Here is a 24,607-nt window from a genome sequence, read left to right on the forward strand (position 1 = left end):
TAGTGCTTCAGGCTGTGCATCAAGGCGGTCGGCGCGCTGAGCGGATCGCTGGTCAGGAACACCGCGGTGCCCGAGACGAGCTGCGGCTTCTTCTTCAGCAGATTGCCTGCAAGAAAATTGAGCGGGATCTCGTTGCGGCGCGTCTTGTCGAAGAGATAGCGGGTGCCGCGTATCCACGTCCACATGATCAGCCCCATCAGGCAGGCAACGGTGATCGAGACCCAGCCGCCTTCCACGATCTTCACGACGTTGGCCAGGAAGAAGCCGCTGTCGATGATGCCGAACAGCAAGGTTAGCGCCAGGGCGAGCGCCAGCTTCCATTTCCACATCTTGCGCATCACCACGAACAGCAGGATCGTCGTCATCAACATTTCGCCGGTCACCGAGATGCCATAGGCGGAAGCCAGCGAACTCGAACCGCCGAAACCGACCACCAGCAGCATCACCCCCAACGCAATAAGAAGGTTGACGCGCGGCATGTAGATCTGCCCGGACTGCATTTCCGACGTATGCTGCACCTCGATGCGTGGCAGAAGATTGAGCTGCACCGCCTGGCGGGTGAGCGAAAAAGCCCCTGAGATGACCGCCTGGCTGGCGATGACGGTAGCCGCCGTTGCAAGTCCCACCATCGGCATCAGCGCCCAGTCTGGCAGCATCTCGAAGAACGGATTGGTCGGTTTTCCGCCATGGGCGAGCACAAACGCGCCCTGCCCGAAATAGTTGAGCAGCAGGCAGGGAAACACCACGGAAAACCATGCCAGCACGATCGGCCTGCGTCCGAAATGGCCGAGATCCACGTAGAGCGCCTCGGCCCCGGTCACTGCCAGGAAGACAGCGCCGACTGTGACGAAGGCGGCGGTGGGCGTGCTGGCCAGATAGGCGACCGCGTAATAGGGATTGATGGCCAGCAGGATCGATGGGTCATCCATCAAGTGATAGATGCCCGCAACGCCGATGGCCAGGAACCACAGCGCCGTCACCGGCCCGAACACCGCCGCCACCTTTCCCGTGCCGAAGCGCTGCACGGAAAACAGGATGGCAAGGATGACCAGTGTGACCGGCACGACATAGGCGTCCAGCGTCGGGGTCACCACCGTCAGGCCTTCGACCGCCGACAGCACCGAGATGGCCGGCGTTATGATCGAATCGCCGAAAAACAGCGCCGCGCCGCAAAGGCCGATCACAAGGATCAGCCGGGCGCCTTTGGGATAGGCGCTGCGTGCCAACGACATCAGTGACAGCGTGCCGCCTTCGCCCTTGTTGTCGGCACGAAGCACGAAGGCGACGTATTTGATGGTCACGATGATCGTCAGCGCCCAGACGATCAGCGACAGCACGCCAAGCACGTGAACGCGCGTTGCGATGCCGGGCGAAGCGTGAAGCGCCTCTCGGAAGGCGTAGATCGGACTCGTGCCTATGTCGCCATAGACGACACCGAGCGCGCCCAGCATCAGAACCTTGGTGCTGTGCTGCTCGACCGCGGCATGGCTCGATTGCTCGACGGTTTCAGCCTCGCTCCCGCTATTGGCAAGGGCCATCGACCACTCTCCGACAAGCGCGCGGTGCTCTATGCATGCGGCGATAAACTATCAAATGCACGCGATGGCTGCCATACCAATACGAAGCATTACCCCTACCAGCCGCAAGCCCTGAGAAACCGCCCCACCGTGCCGGCCATGCCATACTCCAATGCGTCGGCTGTCAACCCATGTCCGATCGACACTTCGGCCAATGCCGGAATGCGCTTTGCCAGCGCGGGCAGATTGGCCACCGTCAGATCGTGCCCGGCATTGACCTGGAGGCCGGCGGCAAATGCCACGTCAGCGGTTTTTCCCAGCCTTTCCAATTCCTTGGCCGCCTTACCGGAATCGGAATGGTAGCTGCCATAAGGGCCAGTATAAAGTTCGATACGATCGGCGCCCGTATCGCGCGCAGCCCCTACGCCGGCGGGATCGGCGTCGGAAAACAGCGAGACCCTGAAACCGCCCTTCTTCAGACGCTTGACGATCGGCGCCAGGAACGCCGCATCGGCGATGAAGTTCCAGCCGTGGTCGGAGGTTGCCTGTGCCGGATCGTCGGGCACCAGCGTCACCTGCTCAGGCTGGTGCTTCTCCACAAGCGCCAGGAAATCCTCGTTTGGGTAGCCCTCGATGTTGAATTCCGCCTGCGGGAACTCGTCGTCGATCAGCGCCCTGATCTCGGGCAGGTCGGAATGCCGGGTGTGACGTTCGTCGGGGCGCGGATGCACCGTCAGCCCATGCGCTCCGGCGGCAAGGGCAAGGCGGCCGACGCCGATTACGCTGGGCCATGGCAGGTCGCGCCGGTTGCGCAGCATGGCGATGGCGTTGAGGTTGACGGAAAGCTTGGCGGGCATGGGCTGGCGTCCGTGAAACAGGCTATCGAGGCGCGCCACGCTCATTCGTTCCGGCACGGCGCATTTGAGACGGCGCATCTATAGCGTCTTTAACGGGAACAGATAGGGCCTTTCCGGTGTTCCAGAAGACCAACATACTCCACGACAAGGAGGCGCTACCTTGAATTTCCTCCAATCCGTGCCGGCGATCCGCCGCATCGAGACCAGCCGCGACGACCTCTTTGCCATCGATGTGGTCGGCCATGTCTCGGCCGCCGATGCCGAGAACCTGTTTGGCCTGCTCGAGGCGGCCTACTTGCTCCATCAGAGAATCGACGTGGCCGTGCGCATAGTCGATCACGAGGGCGTCGACTGGGCCGACATCTCCGATGAGACCATCAAGAAGGGTGCCGTCCACGCATTGGAACATATTGGCCGTTGCGCGGCGATCGGCGCCCCTGACTGGACGCCGAACGCACGGCGCGCCTTGCCCGCTTCGTCGCCCGTCGAATTCAGGCATTTCAAGATCGAGGACGAAGCTGCTGCCTGGGAATGGCTCGGGGCGCGACCGACGGGGCAGGAGGCCACGGCCGCTCCAGAAAGAGGATGAACGGTTTTCCACCTACCCGCCGACCCCCTTCTATCTGACGCCAATCCCTTCTATCTGACGATGGTCAGTCGTTCAGCAGCCCGGGTGATGGCTGTATAAAGCCAACGCTGGCGCGTTTCCTTGAAGGCCCAGCTTTCGTCGAACAGCACGATCTCGTTCCACTGCGAACCCTGCGCCTTGTGCACGGTCAGCGCATAGCCATAGTCGAAATCGTCGAAGCGCTTCTTCTGCTGCCAGGGGATTTCGGCGTCCGGATCCTCGAACGCCGACTTGAGCAGCTTGATCTTGGCGACACCGCGATCCGGATCGTCCTCTTCGGGCGACACCAGAAGGTTGATGCCGGGCTTCACCGTCTCGCGCGACGAGGTCATCACCTTCCACAGCGAGCCGTTGAGCAGGCCCTTGGCGGGGTCGTTGCGCAGGCACACCAGCTTGTCGCCCGCTTGTGGATAATCGGCATTGAAGCCCTTCAACTCGCGCAGGCGCTGGTTATAGCGCCGCCGCGTCCGGTTGGTGCCGACCAGCACCTGATCAGCCCTCAGCACCAGTTCCTGGTTGACGTCTTCCTTGCCGATCACCTGCGCGCTGCCATAGTCGCCGCGCATGAATTCGCGGCCCTCGCGCACATCGAGCGCCAGCCGCAGGATCGGATTGTCGCGCGCCTGCCGGTGGATCTCGGTCAGCAGAAAGTCGGGCTCGTGATCGGTGAAGAAGCCGCCGCCCGAGATCGGCGGCAACTGGCCGGGATCGCCCAGCACCAGGATCGGCGTGCCGAAACTCATCAGGTCGCGGCCGAGCTGTTCGTCGACCATCGAGCATTCGTCGATGACGACCAGTTTCGCGCGTGAGATCGGGCTCTGTCGGTTGAGCGAAAAGGTCGGCGACATCGACGTCTTGCCGGTCACCTCGTCAGCCACCGATTCCTCGCCCTTGGGCCGGTAGATCAGCGAATGGATGGTGCGGGCGTTGACCGCCCCCTTGGAGCGCAGCACTTGCGCCGCCTTGCCGGTGAAGGCGGCGAACTGCACCTGGCCGTCGACATGCTCGGCGAAATAGCGCGCCAGCGTCGTCTTGCCGGTACCGGCATAGCCGAACAGCCGGAACAACTGCGGCTTGCCGGTCTTCAGCCAGCGGGCGACCGCTTGCAGCGCCTCATCCTGTTGGGGTGAAAATTCCATCTGATCGTGTGACCGGATTCGCGAGGCAAACACAAGATAGCCGTCACCACCATCGACATAGCTGGTGGCGAACTCCCCCCTGGTTCCAGGCTATCAGCCGCAAGCAAGAACGTAAAGGGAACGAAACAGCCTGCATTCAGTTGGCAGCGCGCGGGTCGTTCTCCAGCAGGATCGGCTTGCCATGCGGCGTGGCGTGCGCGGCGCGCTCCCAGGCCCGCGCCATCGCATCGACGTCAGGCTTGGCGGCCAGCCCCTTGGAAGCAAGCAGGGTTTCAAGCGCCGCCAGCCAATGCTCGTAGTAATCATGGCCGTCCGCCGCGGCATCTGGCTTTTTCACCTCGGCGGACAGGGCATCCGCCCACTCGCTCCACGAAAACAGGCCCTTGTCGTGCAGCGCCACCGTCATGGCGAAGGCTTCGGCCTGCCATGGCTCGGCGAAAACCGGTGCGTCGAGGCCGGCGGGCAAACCGGCGGCAGGCCTTTTCGCCTCACGCCGGCTCAAGATAACTCTCCCAGGCGTCGATCGAGACGGTCAGTGTCGGGTCGGCGCCCTCGCCCCAGATTTCCGTGCCGTCGAAAACCACGGTATAGACCCACTGCGGATTCTCGCCCTGCCCATGCGCATTGCTGTCGGGGAAGACGAAGCCGTCGCGCACGGCCTCGATCGTCCCGTTCTTGTCGCGCGCATAGCGCGGCAGCCTGGTATGGCCGGTCGGATTGAAGTTTTTGGTCCGCACCGAATCACCAGCCTTGAAGCGCGGCACTGTCTCGACCGGCCGGTCACACGGACCGCCCTTGGCCAGCACGGCCGGAACGTTTTCCGCCTTCAGCACCCGTTTCGGAGTCGCCGCCGGATCGATCGCCTCGCCTACCCTGAGGTCCCGCTCGCTGACGAAACCATGCCGCTTAAGCAGGATCTCCAGTGCCTTGATCCAGATCTGATAGTAGCTGGAGCTGTAATAGTCGGCCGGATGCAGCGATTCCCGCGCGTGCCGGCTCTCGTCGATGTTCCAGGCGCCCATGCCGCCAGCGCAGAGCGTCACGCCGAGCGCCCGCCGCTCCCACGGAGCATGGAAATAGGGTTCATCCTTTTCGGGCGCTATCGGCCCGAACCCCATCTGTCCGCCGAGATCTTGCGGCCCGTTCATGCCCGTTGACTCGCCAGCGCGGTGCCGATCATGGCATCGCGGCTCACCAGTTCCGCCAGCCGCTCCTCGCTCCAGCCTTCGGTGCCCTCCGGCCGCATTGGCACGACGAGATAGCGCAGTTCCGCCGTCGAATCCCAGACGCGTATCTTCGTCCCGGCCGGCAGCACCAGCCCGAATTCCTCGAGCACGCCGCGCGGATCGATCACCGCGCGCGACCGATAGGGCGGCGCCTTGTACCACACCGGCGGCAAGCCAAGCACCGACCACGGATAACAGGAGCACAGCGTGCAGACGACGAGGTTGTGGGTGTCCACGGTGTTGAACACCGCCTGCATGTGCTCGCCTTGCCGGCCGGTATAGCTCAGCGATTCGATTGCCCGCGTCGCATCGCGCTTCAGCCACTCGGCAAAGGCGGGATCGCTCCAGGCCTTGGCCACCACCCTGGCACCGTTGCGCGGGCCGATCTTCGTCTCGTAGGTATCGACGATGACGTCGATCGCGGCCGGATCGATCAGCCCCTTGCGGGTCAGGATGGTTTCCAGCGCCCGCACCCGCGCGGCAAACGGATCGAGTTCGTTGTCGTGGTCATGATCGTGGGACATGGCCGCAAATTACGGTTCCGACCCGCCGGCCGCAAGCTCCATGGCTTGGGCCAACAGGGACCGGAGCTTTGTCCGCCCGCTACTCGGCGGCCGTCTTCTGTGGCTCGCCCGGGATGTCGTCATTGGTGCCGAACAGCGAAGGCTGATCGCCCTCTTCGACCAGATGCAACTCGGCTTTGCGCTTCGGCATGAGCCCGACCAGCCAGCCTGAGAAATTCTCCATGTAGACATAGATCACCGGCGTCACGAACAAAGTCAGCGCTTGCGAAGCGAGCAAGCCGCCCACGACGGCTACGCCCAGCGGCTGGCGAAGTTCCGCGCTGGCGCCGGTGCCGAGCGCGATCGGGAACGTGCCCATCAGTGCTGCCAGCGTCGTCATCATGATCGGCCTGAATCGCATCAGGCAGGCCTTGTGGATGGAGTCGGTGGCCGACATGCCTTCTCGTCGCAGTTCAAGCGCGACATCGACCATCATGATGCCGTTCTTCTTGACGATGCCGATCAGCATCAGGATGCCGATCACCGCGATGACGGACAGATCCATGCCGGCGAAGCGCAAGGCGACAACCGCCCCGAGCACAGCCGACGGCAGGCCCGTCAAGATGGTGAGCGGATGGATGAAGCTCTCATACAGAATGCCGAGCACGATATAGATGGTCAGGATAGCGCCGCCGACCAGCAGGCCCTGGTTGGCGAGCGAATCCTGGAAGGTCTTGGCCGTGCCGGCGAACGTAGTAGAGATTGCCGTCGGCATGCCGATCTGCTCTTTCAGCGCGTCGATGCGTTTCACACTGTCGCCCAGGGCCACGCCCTGCGGCAGGTTGTAGGAGATGGTCACGGCCGGAAGCTGGCCGAGCTGATTGACCGTCAAGGCGCCGGCCGTGCGGTCGACCCGGGCGAAGGCGCCGAGCGGCACCAGGCTGCCGCTCGCCGTCCGCATCTGGATGGCGAGCATCCGCTCCGGCGACCATTCGATCTTGGGATCGAGTTCGGTGATGACTTCGTAGCTGTCGGCCGAGCCGAAGATCGTTGAAACCTGGTCGGTGCCGAACCCGCCATAAAGGGCCGAGCGGAGCGTGTCGGTATCGATGCCGAGCTGCGCGGCCTTGTCGCGATCCACCACCAGCGACGCCTGCAGCGCATTGTTCTGCAGGTCGCTGGTGACATCGGCGAAGGTCGCATGGTCAGCCGCCATCGCGTCATTCATCTTCTGTGCCCAGATATCGGTCTGTCCGGTATCGAGGCCCTGAACCACGAGCTGGTAGGCACTGGCCGACGACCGCGAACCGAGCCGCAGATTCTGCACCGGCTGCATGTAGGTCTCGATGCCCGCCACGCCGGCCAGTTGCTTGCGCAGGTCCGAAAGCACCTTCTCGATATCGGGACGCTGGTCCTTGCCCTTGAGCTGGACGAAGAGCTGCCCCTGGTTGAGGGCATTGTTGCCACTGCCCGCCGACCACGCCACATGGTCGACATAGGGCGACTTCGAGAACACGCTGGCCACCTGCCCTTGCAGCTTGGCCATGGCGTCGAACGAAATGTCCTGGCGCGCGATCGTGGTCACCGAAATCTGGCCGATATCCTCCTGCGGGAAGAAGCCCTTCGGCGAGACCTCGATCAGCCACACCGAGGCTGCCGCGGTGCCGATGAAGACGAGGAACACCAGGAAGGTGTGCCGTAGGCAGAAGCTCAGGATCCAGTCATAGCCGCGCGTGATGAAATCGCGCTTGTGGCCGGCGCCGTGCGCCTCGCGGTCGGCCTTGGTCACCGACAGCAGCCGCGAGCATAGCATCGGCGTCAGCGTCAGCGACACGAACATCGAGGCCAGGATGGCGACGGTCACCACGACGGCGAACTCGTTGAAGATGCGCCCGATCACGCCGCCCATCAGGAGCACCGGGATGAACACCGCCACCAGCGAGATCGAGATCGAGATGATGGTGAAGCCGATCTCGCGCGCTCCCTTCAGCGACGCATCGAAGGCCGACAGCCCGTCCTCTTCCATGTGGCGGAAGATGTTTTCGAGCATCACGATGGCATCGTCGACGACGAGGCCGACGGCGAGCGTCAGGCCCATCAGCGAGATGTTGTCGATGGAAAAGCCGAACAGGAACATCGCGCCGAGCGTAGCGATCAGCGAGATCGGCACCGCCACGGCCGGGATGATGGTCGCCGTCACCCGGCGCAGGAACACGAAGATCACCAGGACCACCAGCGCGATGGTCAACAGCAGCGTGAACTGCACGTCGTCGACGGCCTGACGGATCGAGCTCGAGCGGTCGTTGAGCAGCTTGATCTGGGCAGCGGCCGGCATCTGGTCCTTGAAGGACGGCAGCATAGCCTTGACCTTGTCGACGACATCGACCGTATTGGCGTCGGGCTGGCGCTGCACGGCCATGATGATCGCGCGGGTACCGTCGTACCAGCTCGCGGTCGTGGTGGTCTGCACCGAATCGACGACACGGGTCACCTCGCCCAGCCGCACCGGATGACCGTTCTTGGTGGCGATGATGAGGTTGGAGAAGCCGGCCGCATCGGTAAGCTGCGTGTTGGCGGTGATGGTCAGTTGCTGCTTGTTGTTCTGCAGCACGCCGAGCGGCGTGTTGCTGTTGGCCGAAGCCACAGCCGCTTGCAGCTGATCGATAGAAATGCCCCGCGCGGCAAGCGCGGTCGGATCGATCTGGATGCGCACCGCGTATTTCTGCTGGCCGAAGATCGACACCTGCGCGACGCCGTCGATGGTCGACAGCGACGGCGAGATGACGTTTTCGGCGAAGGCATCGAGGTCGGTCAGCGGAACCGTATCGCTGACCAGCGACATCAGCAGGATAGGCGCATCGGCCGGATTGACCTTCCGATAGCTCGGCGGCGACGTCATCTGCGGCGGCAGTGATTTCTGGGTGCGCGCGATCGCGGCTTGCACGTCGGCCGCGGCCGCATCGATATTCCGGTTGAGGACGAATTGGATGGCGATCGAGGTCTGGCCGAGTGCGTTGGTGGTCGAGATGGAATCGATGCCGGCGATGGTGGCGAACTGCTTGATCAGCGGCGTCGCCACCGATGTGGCCATGGTTTCCGGCGACGCGCCAGGCAGCGAGGCCGAGACGTTGACCACCGGAAATTCGGCGCTCGGCAATGCGGCGACCGGCAGGAATTTGTACGCGAACAGCCCGCCCAGCACGAGGGCGAACGACATCAGAAGGGTGGCGACTGGCCTGCGGATGCAGAATTCGGAGATCATTGGCCTGCCTCGCCGGCGTTGTTCGCCTGGGCGACCTTGGGCGCGGCTTCCTTGCCTTCATGCACTGCGGCGCCGTCCTTCAGCTTTGTCTGGCCTTCGGTGACAACCTTCTCGCCGCTTTTCAGCCCCTGGCTGATGGCGCTGTTTTGGCCTTCGGTCAGCGCCACCTGCACTGGCCGCATCTCGACGGTGTTGTCCGGCTTGACCACATAGACGAACGGTCCCTTCTGGCTGGGCTGGACCGCGACGGTCGGAACCGAGGTCATCTGCGGCATGATGCCGGCGTCAAGGACGACATTCACATACTGGCCGGGCCACAAGGAAAGATCGGCATTGGGAATGCTTGCCCGTGTGGCGATCGTGCCCGACGCGGTGTCGACGCTGGAATCGACGAAATCGAGCGTACCCTTGCCGATCGGCGTCGGGTCGCCGCTTTGGGTCAACGTCACCGCGTTCTGCTGTGGATTGGCAAGCGCCTTGTGCAGCAGCGCAAGGTTGCTTTCCGGCAGATTGAAGTTGACCTGCAAGGGGTCCATCTGGGTAATGGTCACCAGTGGCGTCGCCGTGCTGCTGTTGCCGTTGCTGACAGTCACGAGGTCGCCGACGGCGACATTCACCGCTCCCAGCCTGCCGGCGATCGGCGCGGCGATGGCGGCAAAGCCAAGCTGGACATTGTCCGCGTCGATCGTTGCCTTGTCGGCATCGACGGTGGCCGCCGCCGCTTTCTGCGCGGCAACGGCCTGGTCGTAGGTCTGCTGCGTACCGGCCTGCTTGGCGACGAGGTCCTTGGCGCGCTGAAGGTCGGAATTCGAGCTGGCAAGCAGCGCCTGGTCCTTGGCAAGCGCTGCCTGGTCCTTGGCGAGTTGAGCCTTCAGCGCCCGGTCGTCGAGCGAGAACAGGAGGTCGCCTGCCTTCACCATCTGCCCGTCCTTGACGTCGATCGACACGATCTGGCTGGAGACACGCGCGTTGATGTTGACCACGGCCGGAGAGGAGACGAAGCCGATGGCATAGCGGCGGACCGGAAAGTCAGCCGTCGTTGCCGTCGCCGAAACGATAGAGGTCGAACGGGCACCATTGCCGCCACCGCCCTGTTTGCCGCCGCCCGCCTTGTCGGCCGCCGGCTTGTCTGTCGCGGCGACCTGCTTCGTGCCGATGATCTGCTGAGCCTTGTTCAGCGCGTCCGGCGACAGATAGAGCCAGGCCGCACCCGCACAGGCGACCGCCAGCAACGACAGAATGACTTTTCCACGCATCGACAAAAGACCTCTCCGTTCGACACGCCATAGCCAGGTGGTCGTATTCTAGCGCAATTCACGGCTCATTGCCGCGATTTCGCCGAATAGATAGGACGCGGGTTTGTCGGAAAAGGGCCAAAACACGGCATTACGAAGATTTAATGTGCACTGCACAATAGCTGTGCCGCCGGGCTAACAGGACACATTCAGCGTTGGGAGACGAGATCACGCACTTCGTCCGGCCGCCGTGAGTGACTGGGCAAGCCACCCCGTCGAAGCCAGCAGACGCCACGTGGTTGCATCGCCTTTGTGGCGAGTTAGCCTGCGAGGCGTGCCCCGGCAGGATTGTCCCTTGGTGCGGGCTCGGCCGTCAATCTGAGCCCGAGCGCCTTCATGACGCCGAGCAGGGTTGAAAGCTTGGGATCGCCCTTGTCGCTTAGAGCCTTGTACAGCGCCTCGCGCGTCACGCCAGCGTCTTTGGCAATGGATGTCATGCCCCGAGCCCTGGCCACGTTGCCGAGCGCATGGGTGATAAGGGCGGGATCGCCGTCTTCGAAGGCCGCTTCGATATAGGCTAAGATTGCCTCCTCGCCGTCGAGGAATTCTGAAGCGTCCCATTTGGTGGTTTCGATGGTCATTTGACCTCCTTCGTCATGCCAATGGCCTTCTTGATGTCGGCCTTTTGTGATGACTTGTCGCCGCCGCAGAGCAGGATGATGATCGTGTTGCTCGCTTTGACGAAATAGATGCGATAGCCCGGACCATAGTCGACCCGCAATTCGCCGATGCCATCGAAAAACTTGGCATCGCCAAGGTTGCCAAGCTCGACGCGATCGATCCGAATCTGAATGCGAGCCTTGGCGCGGACATCCTTGAGGGACTTGAACCAGCCGACGAATTCAGCTGTTTTCCGGACTTCAATCATGGATCGCTTGTAATCCATAGTTCACAAACAGTCAAAGCAGATGTGAACCAGAATTTACAGAACGCGCGTGCCGCGCTTTGAAGGCTTTAACTTACCGCAACATCGGCCAAAGCGTCGCCGCCAGCAGCGCGCCCATGGCGATGTTGAACCATTTCAGCCGCACCGGATCCGAAAGGAAACCGCGCAACGCCGTGCCGAATCCAGCCCAAACCGAGACGCTGGGAAGGTTGACCACGGTGAAAGCCATGCCAATCAGAATGACGGACAGGAATGGTCGCTCGGGATTGGTGTAGACGGCCATCGCGGTGATGGCCATCACCCAGGCCTTGGGATTGACCCATTGGAAAGCCGCTGCATCGATGAACCGCATCGGTCGCGCATCCGTCTCGCCTTTGCCGCTGAGCGAGCGCGACATGGCGATCTTCCAGGCAAGGTAGAGCAGATAGACGGCACCGGCGATCTTCAGCCCGGTGTGCAGCGCGGGAAACGCGGTCAGCACCGCCCCCAGGCCGAGCCCGACGGCCAGGAGCAGCACAAGAAACCCGATACTGATGCCCAGCATGTGCGGCACGCTTCTGACCAGTCCAAAATTCACGCCTGATGCCAGCAGCATAAGGTTGTTCGGCCCTGGCGTGATCGAGGTCACGAAGGCGTAGACAAGCAGTGCGAGGAATGCGTCGAGGGACATGATATCCTCCCAGATATGTCAGTACTATTGTCTCTTTCCGACGGCTGCACAAAAGCCAGTGCCGACCGTTGGTCACGCCAGTCCTGCACTCGTGGAAAATTCGGATGGATTAAGTCGGCTACATCCCCTGCGGGCCGCGGTTCATCGCCGCCACGCCGGTACGGCAGATCTCGACCAGGCCGAGCGGCTTCATGATGGCGATGAACTGGTCGAGCTTGGACCCCTTGCCGGTGATCTCGAAGATGAAATGCTCGGTGTTGGCGTCGATGACGCTGGCGCGGAAGGCGTCGGCGAGGCGCAGCGCCTCGACGCGGGCCTCGCCGGTACCGGCAACCTTGACCAGCGCCAGTTCCCGCTCCAGCGGCCGCTCCTGCCCGAACTCGTGCGAACGCACGGTGAGATCGACCACGCGGTGCACCGGCACGATGCGCTCGAGCTGATGCTTGATCTGCTCCAGCACATGCGGCGTGCCGCGCGTCACGATAGTGATGCGCGACAGGTGTTTTTCATGCTCGGTCTCCGAGACGGTCAGGCTCTCGATGTTGTAGCCACGCCCGGAAAACAGGCCGATGACCCGGGCAAGCACGCCCGGTTCGTTGTCGACCAGCACGGAAAGCGTGTGGTTTTCCGGCCGTTCCGTTTCCTTGGCGATGAAGTAGGCGGAACCGGTGGGTTGAAGGTGCTGTGCGTTCATGACATGAATCTCAAATTCTGGATCTAATTATCTGTTTTCGCACGGCTTTTTTTGACAAGCCCTGCCTTGGCTCGTCGTCTACACCAGTTCCCGGCCCTTGGCGTCGATGGCATTGGCCACGGCCTCGTCGGTCGCCTCGTCGGGCAAAAGCATCTCGTTGTGCGCCTTGCCCGAAGGGATCATCGGGAAGCAGTTGGCGAGTGTCGCCACGCGGCAGTCGAACAGCACCGGCTTCCTGACCGAGATCATCTCCTTGATCGCGTCGTCCAGTTCGTCGGGCTTGTCGCAGCGAATGCCGTGGCCGCCATAGGCCTCGGCCAGCTTGACGAAGTCCGGCATCGCCTCGGTGTAGGAATGCGACAGCCGGTTGCCGTGCAGCAGCTGCTGCCACTGCCGCACCATGCCCATATACTGGTTGTTGAGGATGAAGATCTTGATCGGTGCGTCGTGCTGCACGGCGGCACTCATCTCCTGCATGGTCATCTGCACCGAGGCGTCGCCGGCAATGTCGACGACCAGTGCATCGGGATGCGCGATCTGCACGCCGAGTGCCGCCGGCAAGCCGTAACCCATCGTGCCCAGCCCGCCCGACGTCATCCAGCGGTTCGGCTTCTCGAAATGATAGTGCTGCGCCGCCCACATCTGATGCTGGCCGACCTCGGTGGTGATGTAGGTGTCCATGTTCTTGGTCAGTTCATAGAGCCGCTGGATGGCGTATTGCGGCATGATCACGTCGTTGTTCATCTTGAAGGCGAGTGAATCGCGCGCGCGCCATTTGGCGATCTGCTCCCACCAGGGATAGAGCGCCTTCTTGTCGGTCTTGGCGGTTGCCCGCCACAGCCGCACCATGTCTTCCAGCACCCGGCCGACATCGCCGATGATAGGCACTTCGGTGTGGACGTTCTTGTTGATCGAGGACGGATCGATATCGATATGGATTTTTCGCGAATTCGGCGAGAAGGCATTCAGCCTGCCGGTGATACGGTCGTCGAAACGCGCGCCGATGCAGAGCATCACGTCGCAATCATGCATGGCCATGTTGGCTTCGTAGGTGCCGTGCATGCCCAGCATGCCCAGCCAGTTCTTGCCCGAAGCCGGATAGGCGCCGAGACCCATCAGCGTCGAGGTGATCGGGAAACCTGTCAGGTCCACCAGTTCGCGCAGGAGATGGCTCGCTTCCGCGCCGGAATTGACGACGCCGCCACCCGAATAGATGACCGGCTTCCTGGCGGTGGCCATCAGTTCGACCGCGGCCTTGATCTTCTCCAGGTCGCCCTTGACCTTCGGCTGGTAGCTGGTGCGCGGCGCGATCTGCGGCGGGACATAAAAGCCCTTGGCGAACTGCACATCCTTCGGGATGTCGACCACCACCGGGCCGGGACGGCCGGTCGTCGCGACATGGAAGGCCTCGTGGATGGTCGCGGCGAGTTCGTTGACGTCCTTCACCAGCCAGTTGTGCTTGGTGCAGGGCCGCGTGATGCCGACCGTGTCGCATTCCTGGAACGCGTCGGAGCCGATCAGCGAAGTCGGCACCTGGCCGGTCAGGCAGACCAGCGGGATCGAGTCCATCAGCGCGTCCTGCAGCGGCGTCACCGCATTGGTGGCGCCGGGGCCTGATGTCACCAGCATGACGCCGGCCTTGCCGGTCGACCGCGCATAGCCCTCGGCGGCGTGGCCGGCGCCCTGTTCGTGCCGCACGAGAATGTGCTCGACCTCGTCCTGCTGGAAAATCTCGTCGTAGATCGGGAGAACGGCGCCGCCCGGATAGCCGAAGACATGCTTGACGCCATTGTCCTTCAGCGCCTGCACCACCATTTCGGCGCCAGTCATTTCCCTACTTGCCATTTCGCGCCGCTCGTTCTGTCCATTGCTCATCGGTCTGATCCCGTACTGTCGCCATTTGGGCGTTGCTGGTCGTTTAGTCGTGTTTCAGGCAATAAAAAAGGCCCCCGAGGGAGCCTGTGTGGTGCGCATGGGAGGTCTTCGCCCGGCGGTTACACCGCCTTGCCCACGCGCCTTCCTACGAGAATGAGTGCCGTTTTCATGGTGGCGGACCATAAAGGCGAACTCGCGGGGTCGTCAATGGGGGATGATGCGAATTCACTCGCCTGTGAGATGGGGCTTCGCTACGCGCTACCTAGTACAGTTGAGCCCATCCCATCGACCCACCATGCGACGCCGCCTGCCCCGGCCGCCCGACTGGCAGCGCCGCGTGCTCCATCCCCCCGAGGATGAGCGCGCGTCGCCGATGGATACTCTCGTAGCCGCCGGCTGGGACATCTCCGAGGCGGCGCGGCGCCTCGGCGGCGACTGCACGACGGTGCATCGCCGCATGAAGCGGCTGCGGGTCGATGCTCCCAACTAGGCTGTAGACCCGCTCGTAAACGGTCCTTGGCGCCGTTCTGCGACCTGTGACAAAACCGCAAGATCGGTCGAGCGCTTCAGGTCTGCCTGCCCATATTTGGTGCTGCCACGGAGAACGGAACGATGAAGGCGTCGCTTCAAAACTACCATGCCCGGATGCAACGCGTGCTGGATCACATCGACCAGCATTTGGACGGCAATCTGGACCTGGACGCGTTGAGCGGCATCGCGGCATTTTCCAAATACCATTTCCACCGGCAGTTCACGGCGACCTTCGGGTTGTCGGTGCATCGCTATGTCCAGCTTGCCCGTATGAAGCGTGCTTCGCACCGGCTGGCCTCGAACGAGGCCCAGAGCGTCACGGAGATAGCGATGGATGCCGGTTACGATGCACCGGACGCCTTCGCCCGCGCCTTTCGGCAACGGTTCGGGCAATCGCCTTCATCATTCCGGAAGTCGCCGGACTGGGCACCGTGGCTTGCGGCCTTCGGGCCCTTGGACAACGCAAGGAGCAAGCTCATGCAGATTACCTATGAACAAGACGACGTCACGATCCGCGATAGGCCTCCAACGCCGGTGGCGATCATGGAGCATCGAGGTGACCGCGCGACACTCGGCGACACTATCCAGCGGTTCATCACCTGGCGCAAGGCTGCTGGCCTGTCGCCCGAGACGAGCCCGACCTTCAACATCTTCCGTTCCGAGAGAATTCCCGCGGTTCCAGCCGATTACAGCATGGACCTGTGCGTCGGGACCGACCAGCCGATCGATGCCGATGACGAGCAGATGAAGGCTGGTGTGATCCCTGGCGGACGCTGCGCGGTGTTGCGCGTCGTCCACAATACCCACAATCTGGAACCCGCCGCGCTCTACCTCTATCGCGACTGGCTCCCTGCCAGCGGCGAGGAAGCGCGTGACTTCCCGATCTATTGCCGACGACACTTTTCATTCTTCCCGAACGTGCCGGTGCATGACGTCGTCGTGGAATTGTTTCTGCCGCTAAAATAGCGCTCTGACGGGCCTGCCCCCCGATCGCAAGAAGTGGACAGGCCGCGATTCATCCGAATCTCGGTCTTTATGGGCTCACGGTCTGGTGTTGCATCGACTGTGGCGTACCATGGCGCACGCAACACCGCCGCAACGGCCCGCAATACCGGAATTCGTTGGGCCGGACTGATTTCACTACGATTTCTACCGTGCAGCGTGGTTGGCATGCCCTTTGCGATGGCCTGAGGCACCATCTGGCGCCTGGAGGAGGCGCCATGAACCTGACAACTGGAGGAGAAACCATGCTCGAGAGAACACCCACAACGAAGGCGCAAGCGCTGCTCGACAAGTTTGGCAAGGCGCTGGATACCGGCGACATCGACGCGGCGGTCAACTGTTTCCAGGCGGATTGCTACTGGCGCGACCTCGTCACCTTCACCTGGAACCTGAGGACGATGGAGGGCCAGGACCAGGTCCGCGACATGCTGAAGGCAACGCTGGCTGAGACCCGGCCGGGCAACTGGAAAGTGGCCGAAGGCGAGGAGGCGACCGAGGCGGGCGGCGTCATCACCGCCTGGATCACCTTCGAGACCGAGGTGGCGCGCGGTTTCGGCCTGGTGCGGTTCAAGGGCGAGCTGATCTGGACCTTGCTCACCAGCATGGCCGAACTCAAGGGCCATGAGGAGAAGGCGGGCTTCACCCGGCCGCTCGGCGCCAAGCACGGCCACGGCAAGGACAGGAAATCCTGGCGCGAGGAGCGTGACGATGAACTCGCCGAACTCGGCCGCAGCAAGCAGCCCTATGTCGTGATCATCGGCGGCGGCCAGGGCGGCATCGCGCTCGGCGCGCGCCTGCGCCAGCTCGGCGTTTCAGCCATCATCATCGAGAAGAACGAGCGCCCCGGCGATTCCTGGCGCAAGCGCTACAAGTCGCTCTGCCTGCACGATCCGGTCTGGTACGACCATCTGCCCTATATCGACTTCCCAAAGAACTGGCCGGTCTTCGCGCCCAAGGACAAGATCGGCGACTGGCTCGAGATGTACACGAAGGTGATGGAGCTGAACTACTGGTCCTCCACCTCGGCGAAATCCGCGAAATACGACGAGAAGGCCAAGGAATGGACCGTCGTGGTCGAACGCGACGGCGAAGAGATCGTCCTCAAGCCCAAGCAGTTGGTGCTGGCCACCGGCATGTCCGGCAAGGCGAACTGGCCGAAATACAAGGGCCAGGACATCTTCAAGGGCGAGCAGCAGCATTCCTCGACCCATCCCGGCCCGGACAAATACCGCGGCAAGAAGGTCGTGGTCATCGGCTCCAACAACTCCGCCCACGACATCTGCGCGGCTCTCTGGGAGGGTGGCGCCGACGTCACCATGGTGCAGCGTTCCTCCACGCACATCGTCAAGTCCGACACGCTGATGGATATCGGGCTCGGCGCGCTCTATTCGGAGCGAGCGGTCGAGAGCGGCATGACGACGCGCAAGGCCGACCTGATCTTCGCCTCCCTGCCCTACCGCATCCTGCACGAATTCCAGATTCCGCTTTACCAGCAGATGAAGGAACGCGACGCCAACTTCTACGCGGATCTGGAAAAGGCTGGCTTCCTGCTCGACTGGGGCGATGACGGCTCGGGTCTGTTCATGAAATATCTGCGCCGCGGTTCAGGCTACTATATCGATGTCGGCGCCTGCGATCTCGTCATCGACGGCTCGATCAAGCTCAAGAGCGGACCAGGCGCGGCGGTGGAGGAGCTGACGCAAACCGGGGTCAAATTCGGCGATGGAACCGAATTGCCGGCCGATCTCGTGATCTACGCCACAGGCTACGGCTCGATGAACGGCTGGGCCGCGGACCTCATTTCCCAGGAGGTGGCGGACAAGGTCGGCAAGGTCTGGGGTCTTGGCTCCGACACCGCCAAGGATCCCGGCCCCTGGGAAGGCGAGCAGCGCAACATGTGGAAGCCGACCCAGCAGGAGGCGCTGTGGTTCCATGGCGGCAACCTCCATCAGTCGCGCCACTATTCGCAATATCTGGCGCTGCAACTGAAGGCCAGACAGGTTGGCTTGCCCACACCGGTCTACGGATTGCAGGAGGTCCATCACAAGGGATAGCCCGTATTCCCCGCATCACGATGGTGAGCCTTCGGCGACACCGAACGAAACGGCAGCAGTGAGCCCGCCGGGCTCACCGCTGGTCGGCGATGGCACACTCGTCTGCCGAACACTCGCGGCAGGTCTCCGGGCTACCGCGCTTCCGCCATCGAAGCAGAGGCACATGGCTGTCTCCTCCCGGTGATTGGTCAGGCGCGATTGGCGAAGTCGTGCACGACGCGCTGCAGCAACGGCACATAGTCGCGAAACGCCCGTGTCCGCATATTGGCGACCTTGCCGCCCTCGTCCCAGATGCGAACCCGCACCGCTTCCTCATGGAACGGGTTCTCGCGGAACTCGGCCACCTCGTCGGCACTCATCGGTCCGCCCTGCAGCGACAGGGTGTGAACCGAAGCCGGCGACAGCTTGGAGAAATAGGTCGGGTCCGTGGCGCAGAGATAGCGCTTGGCGGCGACATGCAGCCGGACGCATTCGACGATGACCGGCGGGAAGAACGGCGCCAACACCTCGCCGCCGGCCTCGTCATGGTGCTTGTCTTCGACATCGTCGGGCGAATAGGTGCCGAACTCGCTGGTGTAGTGGCCGATGTCGTGCAGCAGCGCGGCGGCCACCAGCACCTCGGGCGCTCGATCCTGTTCCGCCAGCCAAGCTCCCTGCAGCATGTGCTCGGACATCGTCACCGGCTCGCCGAGATAGGATTCGGCACCCCGGCGCTCGAAAATGTCGGCGATGAACTCGACGATGGTGTCCGCGTTCAGATCCTGGCTGCTCATTCCGCGGCCTCCTTGAAGCCGTGTTCGATCGCCGCGAGCGTCGACAACAGGCCGTCCTTGTCTGCGTAGCATCCCTGCAGCCAGCGCTTGCCGGTGCCCGAAAACGCCTTGCGGGCATGCATGACGCGAGTGTTGTCGACGATGAAGGCCTGGCCCGGTTCCAGCTTGAAGGTCACTTCGAAGGACGGATCCTCGATCAGCTCGGCAAAGCGGCGGTAGGCGGCGTAGTAACGATCCATGTCGGCGAACGGCACATCGACGGTCGGCGCCAGCGAGCGGTTGTTGAAACGAATGCAGATCAGTTCGCCGTCGGGTCCAAGCTCGATCATCGGCCGTTTGGACTGCAGCCGCACGCCGGACGAACCTGCGTATTCGAACCGCGCCGCATGGGAGCTCAACAGCCGAAAACCTTCGGGGTTTTCCGCCTGCAAGGCAGCGGCAACGGCAAAACCGTCGACGACGCTGGATTCGCCACCCTCCACCGTGTTCTCGATGCAGGACAGAATCTGCAGTGTCGGCACCGGATCGCGATAGGGATTGTCGGTGTGCGCCTGCAGGCCGAGATTGGTGTAGGCGAGGTTGTTCGGGTTGACCTCGGCGCGCACCTCGAACCAGCGTCCGTAATTGGTTTCCCTGATGTAGCCGAACAGGTCGGAAACCTTGCACAGCGCCCCGGATTCGGCCGGCAGCCCGTCCATCACCGCAAAGCCGTAGGTCCTCACCGCCGAAAGCCATTCGCGCAGGACACCGCGGCCATGGAAGGCCGCCGGATAGCTGGCGCGCGGCACCGAGTTCTGCATCGTCGCCCTGGTCCAGCGCTGGATGACATCGCCTGTCCAACCGGGCTGGCGTGTCTCGTCGCGATCATAGGCATTTGCACGCAGCCATTGGGCGGGAAAGCTGACCGTCTTTCCCTCCGGTTCGAAGCTGATCTCCAGTGCTCCGGCCTTGACCGAAGCAGCGCCAATTCTCGTGCCGGCCGGAATGTCGAGGATGGTGACGAGCCGCTGGCCATTGCCGGCGCTGCGCGTCTTGTCGTCGAGCGCATTGTCGCGCAGCCAAATGGCGTGAAAGCGAGTGCGCCTTCCGTCCTGCCAGCCAAGTTCGATTGTTCTGCCTTCGTCGCCGATCAGCGCGTGGGTCAACATGGAGATCAGGCCCTGTGTCTATCCGCCCACGGCCAGATCCGGGGGCTTCGATTGCATGTTGAGCGTACCCAAGGCATAACTCAAATTATCATTTTTTAGCCAAAGGCCGAAATTTCGTGATGGCTCGGAGACTTATCCCCACGCTGCCTCCCCTCGACTGGCTGCGCAGTTTCGAGGCTGCGGCACGGCTGTCGAATTTCACCGCGGCGGCTGCCGAACTCGGCCTGACCCAGGCGGCCGTCAGCCAGCATATCCGGCTGCTCGAGGAACGGCTGAAGACGCGGCTGTTCTCGCGGCTGGCGCGTGGGGTCGCGCTGTCGCCCGAGGGCGCCGCCTACCTGCCGCACATCCAATCTGCCTTCGCCACCATTGGCAGCAGCACCACGGAATTGTTCGAACCGCGCGCCGTCCGGACCGTCTCGATCCGGGTGCCGATCTCGTTTGCCTTGCTGGCATTGGTCCGGGCGCTGCCCGATCTCGCCGAGGCGCTGCCGCGCGTCCAGCTCGATCTGGTGACGATCCACCGCCCGACCGACTACGATCTGCCGGGCTCGGCGCTCGACATCCGTTTTGGCAACGGATCCTTTCCTGGTCGCGAGGCCGAGAGGCTGACCGCCGAGCGGCTTGTGCCGGTGGCAAGTCCGGCCCTCGCCAGTGCCGCCGACTGGACATCGCTGCCGCTGCTTCTCGTGGCCGGCGCGCGCGAGATGTGGGCGGAATGGTTCGCGGCGGCCGGATTGGCTGGCCATCCCCAGCGGTCGCACCGCTTCGACAGTTTCGTCGCCGCCATGGAGGCGGCGAGCGCCGGCGCCGGCGTGCTGCTGGGGTCCCGCCCCTTGATCGACGCGGCGCTCGACGGCGGGGCGCTGGTCCCGCTTTCCGATTTTGAGCTTCCCAGCACGTCGGGGCATTTTCTGACCAGGCCGTCAACCGCGCACCTGACCAGTGCCGAGCAGGATTTCCGCCACTGGCTGCTAAAGCGCCTTGCCGGAAAGGCGCGGACCTGACTGGCGCTACCGCGTCGCTGTGCCGATACGCTTCCAATAGATCAGCGTGCCCGTCAGCCCGCCATGCGGCTTCAGCGCATAATCCGGTACCTCGCCGGCCAGGGTGAAGCCGAGCTTCTCATAAAGTCCTGAAGCACCCTCCTCCGTCGCCGTATCCAGAACCAGCAGCGTGCGCCCCTTCTCCGCCGCGAGGCGTTCGGCGGCCCGCATCAGGCGGGTCCCGACACCCCTGCCCCGCTGCTCGGCTGATGTCATCAGCTTGGCGATCTCGGCCCGATGCGGCTGGTTGGGAGGACAGTCGAGCAGCAGCGTGACAGTGCCGACCAGAGCCCCGCCGTCCCATGCCCCAAGCACCACTCTTTGCCCTCGTGCCGCCGCGGCCAGCGACGTCTCCCAGAATGCCCTTGCCGCCTCCGGCGCCAGCGGATGCATGAAACTGACCGATCCGCCGGCGGCAACCGTTTCGACCAGCAGATCCGTCAGCAGTGCGAGTGTTTCCTGGCTGGCGGTCAACGGTCCGATTTCCATGGCATTCATATCTGGTCCTCTGGAAACGATTTGCTGGGATCGATCAGTAGCGCTGGGGTCAGTCGAGATGGCGGGCACGCCGCCGCTTGCGCGCGGCCTTGATGGCGCTGATGCGTTCGGTGTCCTCTTCCCTGAGATGCCGACCGCGCTCGAGGATTTCGAGCGTGTATTCCTCATAGGTCAGGCCCAGCCGTTCAGCCTTGTCCATGCGCATTAGCATCACTTCGCGGCTCGGCGCCTTCCATGCCTTGGCGTGCGCCGTCTGCCAGGCCAGGAAGATGTAAGGATCGCCCTTACCCCATGGCGGTCCCTTGTAGTCGTCGAGAGGCGGCCCCCCATTGTGGGAGCGCTTTGGCCGTCTTGCCATGATGTCAGCCCTTGACCAGCGCGACGAGATAGTCGGCGCCCGGCCCCAGCGCATGGAAGGTGCAGTCCGACGGGGCCCCGAGCGCCAGGCAGTCGCCCGGTTCGAGCTTGTGCACCTGATCGCCTTCGGTGAATTCGAGTTGTCCCGAGATCAGCCAGATCTGCTGCTTGATGAAGGCGTAGGAAGCCGCGGGCAAGCTGACTTTCGCGCCCGCCGGCAGATGGACCTTGATCAGTTCAAGCGGCATGTCGCAGGCCGGCGACAGATGCCGCCTGACATAGCCTGTATCGGGGTCGCGCCACACCGGCTGGTCGGCCGCGCGCAGCAGCCCGCCGCCTTGCAATTCCGCGCGCGCTATAAGTGTCGAAAGCGTCATGCCGAAGGCCGCCGCAATGCGCACCAGAAGCGCGGCCGTCGGGCTGGTCATGCCGCGCTCGATCGTGCTCAGCATCGCCTTGGAAACGCCCGATCGTTCGGCGAGTTCGGCCAGCGACCAATCCCGCATGATCCTCTCGGCGTGAATGCGCCTGCCGATGGTCGAGGAAATGTCGTTCGCTATATCATCCATTCGTCCATTATAACGAAACAAGAACGCGAGTGAAGAGCCATCTCACGATAATTTTCATCGCGTCCTTAATCCTCTCTACACCATCCGACCTCATCCGACCTTAACCCCGTTCCTGTAGCGTCCGGTCTCCAGGGAAATGGGGATTGGCCTGTCCATGTATGTCGAACGCGAGGCTTCCGTCGGAGAACCGACATCGCAAGAGCGCCGCAACGCAGAGCAGAACGATCGGCGCATCCTGGGCAATGTCGTGCAATGCGACGGCGCGCGCGCCACCATCAGCGCCTATGCCGACGACGTCGACGGCGCTATCACCGGCCTGTGGACGGTCGGCAAGATGATCTCCATCAATCTGGGCACGACGCGCACCGTTGGCCTGGTCTATGCGATCGGCAAGTCGGATCGCGCCTGGAGCAATGAGGGCCAGAACGCCATCGAGGTCAGCATCGAGCTGATCGGCGAAGTGCGCGACGGCGCCGAACCCGGCGCCAAGCCGATCTTCGACCGCGGCATCACCAGCTATCCGCATATCGGCGCCGTCGCGCACCGCATCCGCACCCGCGACCTGCAGGCGGTCTATGACCTGGCCGGCCGCCATTCCATCACCATCGGCTCGCTGGCGCAGGACGAGGCCATCGCCGCCAACATCGCCATCGACGACACGCTGGCGCGCCATTTCGCCATTGTCGGCACGACCGGCGTCGGCAAGTCGACCGCCGTGTCGCTGCTGCTTCGCAAGTCGATCGCGGCGCGACCGGACCTGCGCATCCTGATCCTCGATCCGCACAATGAGTTCGCGGCCTCGCTGCCCGAATATTGCGTAAGGGTCGATTCCAAGACGCTCGACCTGCCGTTCTGGATGTTCACGCTGGAGGAATTCGCCGAAGTGCTGTTTCGCGGACGCGAAACGGTGCCGGAAGAGATCGACGCCCTTCGCGACCTCGTTCCGCTCGCCAAGAACCTCTATCGCAACCCCGGTTCAGGCGCCTACCTGAGGCGCGGCAGCGATGCGCTGACCGCCGATACGCCGGTACCCTACCGCATCGCCGACCTGCTCAAGCAGATCGACGAGCGCATGGGCATGCTCGAAAGCAAGACCGATCGCCCGACCCTCAAATCGCTGAAGACGCGCATCGAATCGGCGGCTGCCGATCCGCGCTACCGCTTCATGTTCAATTCGCGCCTGATCGAGGACACCATCCACGAGACGATCGGCAACATCTTCCGCGTGCCGCATCATGGCCGCCCGGTAACCTGCTTCGAGATGGCCGGCATGCCCTCGGAAGTGGTCAATTCCGTCTGTTCGGTGCTGGCGCGCCTGGCCTTCGACCTCGCTCTGTGGAGCGAAGGCAAGCTGCAGCTCCTGTTTTTATGCGAGGAAGCGCATCGCTATATGCCAGCCGATCCGCGCCTCGGCTTCGCACCGACCAGGCATGCGCTGTCGCGCATCGCCAAGGAAGGCCGCAAATATGGCTGCTATCTCGGCGTCGTCACCCAGCGCCCAGGCGAGCTGGACCCGACCATTCTGTCGCAATGCTCGACCTTCTTCGCCATGCGGCTCGCCAACGAGCAGGACCAGGCGATCATTCGCTCGGCAATCGCCGACTCGTCCGCCTCCACGCTCGCGTTCCTGTCTTCCATGGGCCAGCGCGAAGCGATCGCCTTCGGCGAAGGCGTGGCGACGACCATGCGGCTGAAATTCGAGAGATTGCCCGCTCACCTGCTTCCCGGCACGGCCAAGCGCGAGGAAGAAGTGACGTCGAAGGCCGGTGAGGTCGATCTGGTGGCGATCGTCGAGCGGCTGCGCAACGTGCCGAAACCGCAGAGCCAGGCAATGGCCTTCGCCGAGGTGGTCGATTCCGGCCGGCAGGCCGGCGACCCCGATTACCGAAAACCGCCAGCGGCGGCGCGCGTGCAGTCGGACGAGGATTTCGACACGCGCTACGGCCTCAAGCCAGCCACCTTCGGCCTGCGTCCGCAGAACGATTGAGGCTGAGCGCCCCGCCCCCCGTCTACGAAAAGTCCTGAGAATCCGCGCAAGCGGACGATCCGTCTTCGTTGGATAGCTTGGGTAAATCCC

General features: G+C 63.1%; 24 protein-coding genes. 6 read left to right on the forward strand and 18 right to left on the reverse strand.

Going from position 1 to position 24,607, the window contains the following annotated elements:
* Both O7A60_RS02580 and O7A60_RS02585 read right to left on the reverse strand, forming a co-directional pair.
* On the reverse strand, positions 1 to 1,538 hold a 1,538-nt coding region (locus tag O7A60_RS02580), incomplete at its 3' end, for a potassium transporter Kup (protein ID WP_337104891.1).
* Positions 1,539 to 1,633: 95 nt separating this feature from the next.
* Positions 1,634 to 2,374, reverse strand: coding sequence for a pyridoxine 5'-phosphate synthase (locus tag O7A60_RS02585; RefSeq protein ID WP_337105192.1), 741 nt, complete (start codon positions 2,372 to 2,374; stop codon positions 1,634 to 1,636).
* 160 nt (positions 2,375 to 2,534) lie between these two features.
* Between O7A60_RS02585 and O7A60_RS02590 the strand changes: the two genes are divergently transcribed.
* A complete protein-coding gene (locus O7A60_RS02590; RefSeq protein ID WP_337104892.1) occupies positions 2,535 to 2,963 on the forward strand; it encodes a SpoIIAA family protein in 429 nt (142 codons plus the stop codon).
* Between the two features lie 50 nt (positions 2,964 to 3,013).
* Here O7A60_RS02590 and O7A60_RS02595 read toward each other — a convergent pair whose 3' ends face one another.
* The 11 genes from O7A60_RS02595 to O7A60_RS02645 all read right to left on the reverse strand — a co-directional run bounded on the left by O7A60_RS02595 (position 3,014) and on the right by O7A60_RS02645 (position 14,552).
* The gene (locus tag O7A60_RS02595; RefSeq protein ID WP_337104893.1) at positions 3,014 to 4,141 is read right to left on the reverse strand and encodes an ATP-dependent DNA helicase; all 1,128 of its coding nucleotides are present in this window, start codon (positions 4,139 to 4,141) and stop codon (positions 3,014 to 3,016) included.
* Positions 4,142 to 4,277: 136 nt separating this feature from the next.
* Positions 4,278 to 4,643 carry a nitrile hydratase accessory protein gene (locus O7A60_RS02600; protein WP_337104894.1) on the reverse strand — a complete coding sequence of 122 codons (366 nt, stop codon included), beginning with the start codon at positions 4,641 to 4,643 and terminating at the stop codon, positions 4,278 to 4,280.
* A complete protein-coding gene (nthB, locus tag O7A60_RS02605) occupies positions 4,630 to 5,289 on the reverse strand; it encodes a nitrile hydratase subunit beta (RefSeq protein ID WP_337104895.1) in 660 nt (219 codons plus the stop codon). Before nthB ends, O7A60_RS02600 begins: the two co-directional genes overlap by 14 nt.
* A complete protein-coding gene (gene nthA, locus O7A60_RS02610; RefSeq protein WP_337104896.1) occupies positions 5,286 to 5,891 on the reverse strand; it encodes a nitrile hydratase subunit alpha in 606 nt (201 codons plus the stop codon). The genes nthB and nthA overlap by 4 nt, the downstream gene beginning before the upstream one ends.
* Before the next feature lie 79 nt (positions 5,892 to 5,970).
* A complete protein-coding gene (locus tag O7A60_RS02615) occupies positions 5,971 to 9,132 on the reverse strand; it encodes an efflux RND transporter permease subunit (RefSeq protein ID WP_337104897.1) in 3,162 nt (1,053 codons plus the stop codon).
* Positions 9,129 to 10,388 carry an efflux RND transporter periplasmic adaptor subunit gene (locus O7A60_RS02620; RefSeq protein WP_337104898.1) on the reverse strand — a complete coding sequence of 420 codons (1,260 nt, stop codon included), beginning with the start codon at positions 10,386 to 10,388 and terminating at the stop codon, positions 9,129 to 9,131. The genes O7A60_RS02615 and O7A60_RS02620 overlap by 4 nt, the downstream gene beginning before the upstream one ends.
* A gap of 299 nt (positions 10,389 to 10,687) precedes the next feature.
* A complete protein-coding gene (locus O7A60_RS02625) occupies positions 10,688 to 11,008 on the reverse strand; it encodes an addiction module antidote protein (protein WP_337104899.1) in 321 nt (106 codons plus the stop codon).
* Positions 11,005 to 11,295 (reverse strand): type II toxin-antitoxin system RelE/ParE family toxin, encoded by a 291-nt coding sequence (locus O7A60_RS02630; RefSeq protein WP_337104900.1) that lies wholly within the window; start codon positions 11,293 to 11,295, stop codon positions 11,005 to 11,007. Before O7A60_RS02630 ends, O7A60_RS02625 begins: the two co-directional genes overlap by 4 nt.
* A 91-nt stretch (positions 11,296 to 11,386) precedes the next feature.
* A complete protein-coding gene (locus O7A60_RS02635) occupies positions 11,387 to 11,983 on the reverse strand; it encodes a LysE family translocator (protein ID WP_337104901.1) in 597 nt (198 codons plus the stop codon).
* Positions 11,984 to 12,101: 118 nt separating this feature from the next.
* A complete protein-coding gene (ilvN, locus tag O7A60_RS02640; protein ID WP_013894763.1) occupies positions 12,102 to 12,677 on the reverse strand; it encodes an acetolactate synthase small subunit in 576 nt (191 codons plus the stop codon).
* Between the two features lie 78 nt (positions 12,678 to 12,755).
* Positions 12,756 to 14,552 carry an acetolactate synthase 3 large subunit gene (locus O7A60_RS02645; protein WP_337104902.1) on the reverse strand — a complete coding sequence of 599 codons (1,797 nt, stop codon included), beginning with the start codon at positions 14,550 to 14,552 and terminating at the stop codon, positions 12,756 to 12,758.
* A 373-nt stretch (positions 14,553 to 14,925) separates the two neighbouring features.
* On the opposite strand from O7A60_RS02645, the gene O7A60_RS02650 reads away from it, so the two are divergent.
* The 3 genes from O7A60_RS02650 (at position 14,926) to O7A60_RS02660 (ending at position 18,139) form a co-directional block, all read left to right on the forward strand.
* Entirely contained in the window at positions 14,926 to 15,042 is a 117-nt protein-coding gene (locus O7A60_RS02650) for a helix-turn-helix domain-containing protein (protein ID WP_140715927.1), read from the forward strand.
* Between the two features lie 122 nt (positions 15,043 to 15,164).
* The gene (locus tag O7A60_RS02655; protein ID WP_337104903.1) at positions 15,165 to 16,049 is read left to right on the forward strand and encodes an AraC family transcriptional regulator; all 885 of its coding nucleotides are present in this window, start codon (positions 15,165 to 15,167) and stop codon (positions 16,047 to 16,049) included.
* 281 nt (positions 16,050 to 16,330) lie between these two features.
* A complete protein-coding gene (locus tag O7A60_RS02660) occupies positions 16,331 to 18,139 on the forward strand; it encodes an NAD(P)/FAD-dependent oxidoreductase (protein ID WP_337104904.1) in 1,809 nt (602 codons plus the stop codon).
* A 188-nt stretch (positions 18,140 to 18,327) separates the two neighbouring features.
* On the opposite strand, the gene tmpB is transcribed toward O7A60_RS02660, so the two are convergent.
* On the reverse strand, positions 18,328 to 18,912 hold the full coding sequence (tmpB, locus tag O7A60_RS02665) for a (R)-1-hydroxy-2-trimethylaminoethylphosphonate oxygenase (protein ID WP_337104905.1): 585 nt from the start codon (positions 18,910 to 18,912) through the stop codon (positions 18,328 to 18,330).
* Entirely contained in the window at positions 18,909 to 20,060 is a 1,152-nt protein-coding gene (gene tmpA, locus O7A60_RS02670) for a 2-trimethylaminoethylphosphonate dioxygenase (protein ID WP_337104906.1), read from the reverse strand. The genes tmpB and tmpA overlap by 4 nt, the downstream gene beginning before the upstream one ends.
* Positions 20,061 to 20,179: 119 nt before the next feature.
* Between tmpA and O7A60_RS02675 the strand changes: the two genes are divergently transcribed.
* The gene (locus tag O7A60_RS02675) at positions 20,180 to 21,067 is read left to right on the forward strand and encodes a LysR substrate-binding domain-containing protein (protein WP_337104907.1); all 888 of its coding nucleotides are present in this window, start codon (positions 20,180 to 20,182) and stop codon (positions 21,065 to 21,067) included.
* Between the two features lie 6 nt (positions 21,068 to 21,073).
* Here the strand turns inward: O7A60_RS02675 and O7A60_RS02680 are convergent, their stop codons facing one another.
* From O7A60_RS02680 to O7A60_RS02690, 3 genes are read right to left on the reverse strand one after another with little or no spacing between them, the layout of a single operon-like run.
* Complete coding sequence (locus tag O7A60_RS02680) at positions 21,074 to 21,604, reverse strand: GNAT family N-acetyltransferase (RefSeq protein ID WP_337104908.1); 531 nt, start codon at positions 21,602 to 21,604, stop codon at positions 21,074 to 21,076.
* Between the two features lie 49 nt (positions 21,605 to 21,653).
* Positions 21,654 to 21,962, reverse strand: coding sequence for a hypothetical protein (locus O7A60_RS02685; RefSeq protein WP_337104909.1), 309 nt, complete (start codon positions 21,960 to 21,962; stop codon positions 21,654 to 21,656).
* A gap of 4 nt (positions 21,963 to 21,966) precedes the next feature.
* Positions 21,967 to 22,530 carry a helix-turn-helix domain-containing protein gene (locus O7A60_RS02690; protein WP_337104910.1) on the reverse strand — a complete coding sequence of 188 codons (564 nt, stop codon included), beginning with the start codon at positions 22,528 to 22,530 and terminating at the stop codon, positions 21,967 to 21,969.
* A gap of 154 nt (positions 22,531 to 22,684) precedes the next feature.
* On the opposite strand from O7A60_RS02690, the gene O7A60_RS02695 reads away from it, so the two are divergent.
* Entirely contained in the window at positions 22,685 to 24,517 is a 1,833-nt protein-coding gene (locus O7A60_RS02695; RefSeq protein ID WP_337104911.1) for an ATP-binding protein, read from the forward strand.
* The last annotated feature ends 90 nt before the right edge of the window (positions 24,518 to 24,607 follow it).

Source organism: Mesorhizobium salmacidum (SeqCode), assembly GCF_037179605.1.
Taxonomy (GTDB): Bacteria; Pseudomonadota; Alphaproteobacteria; order Rhizobiales; family Rhizobiaceae; genus Mesorhizobium; species Mesorhizobium salmacidum.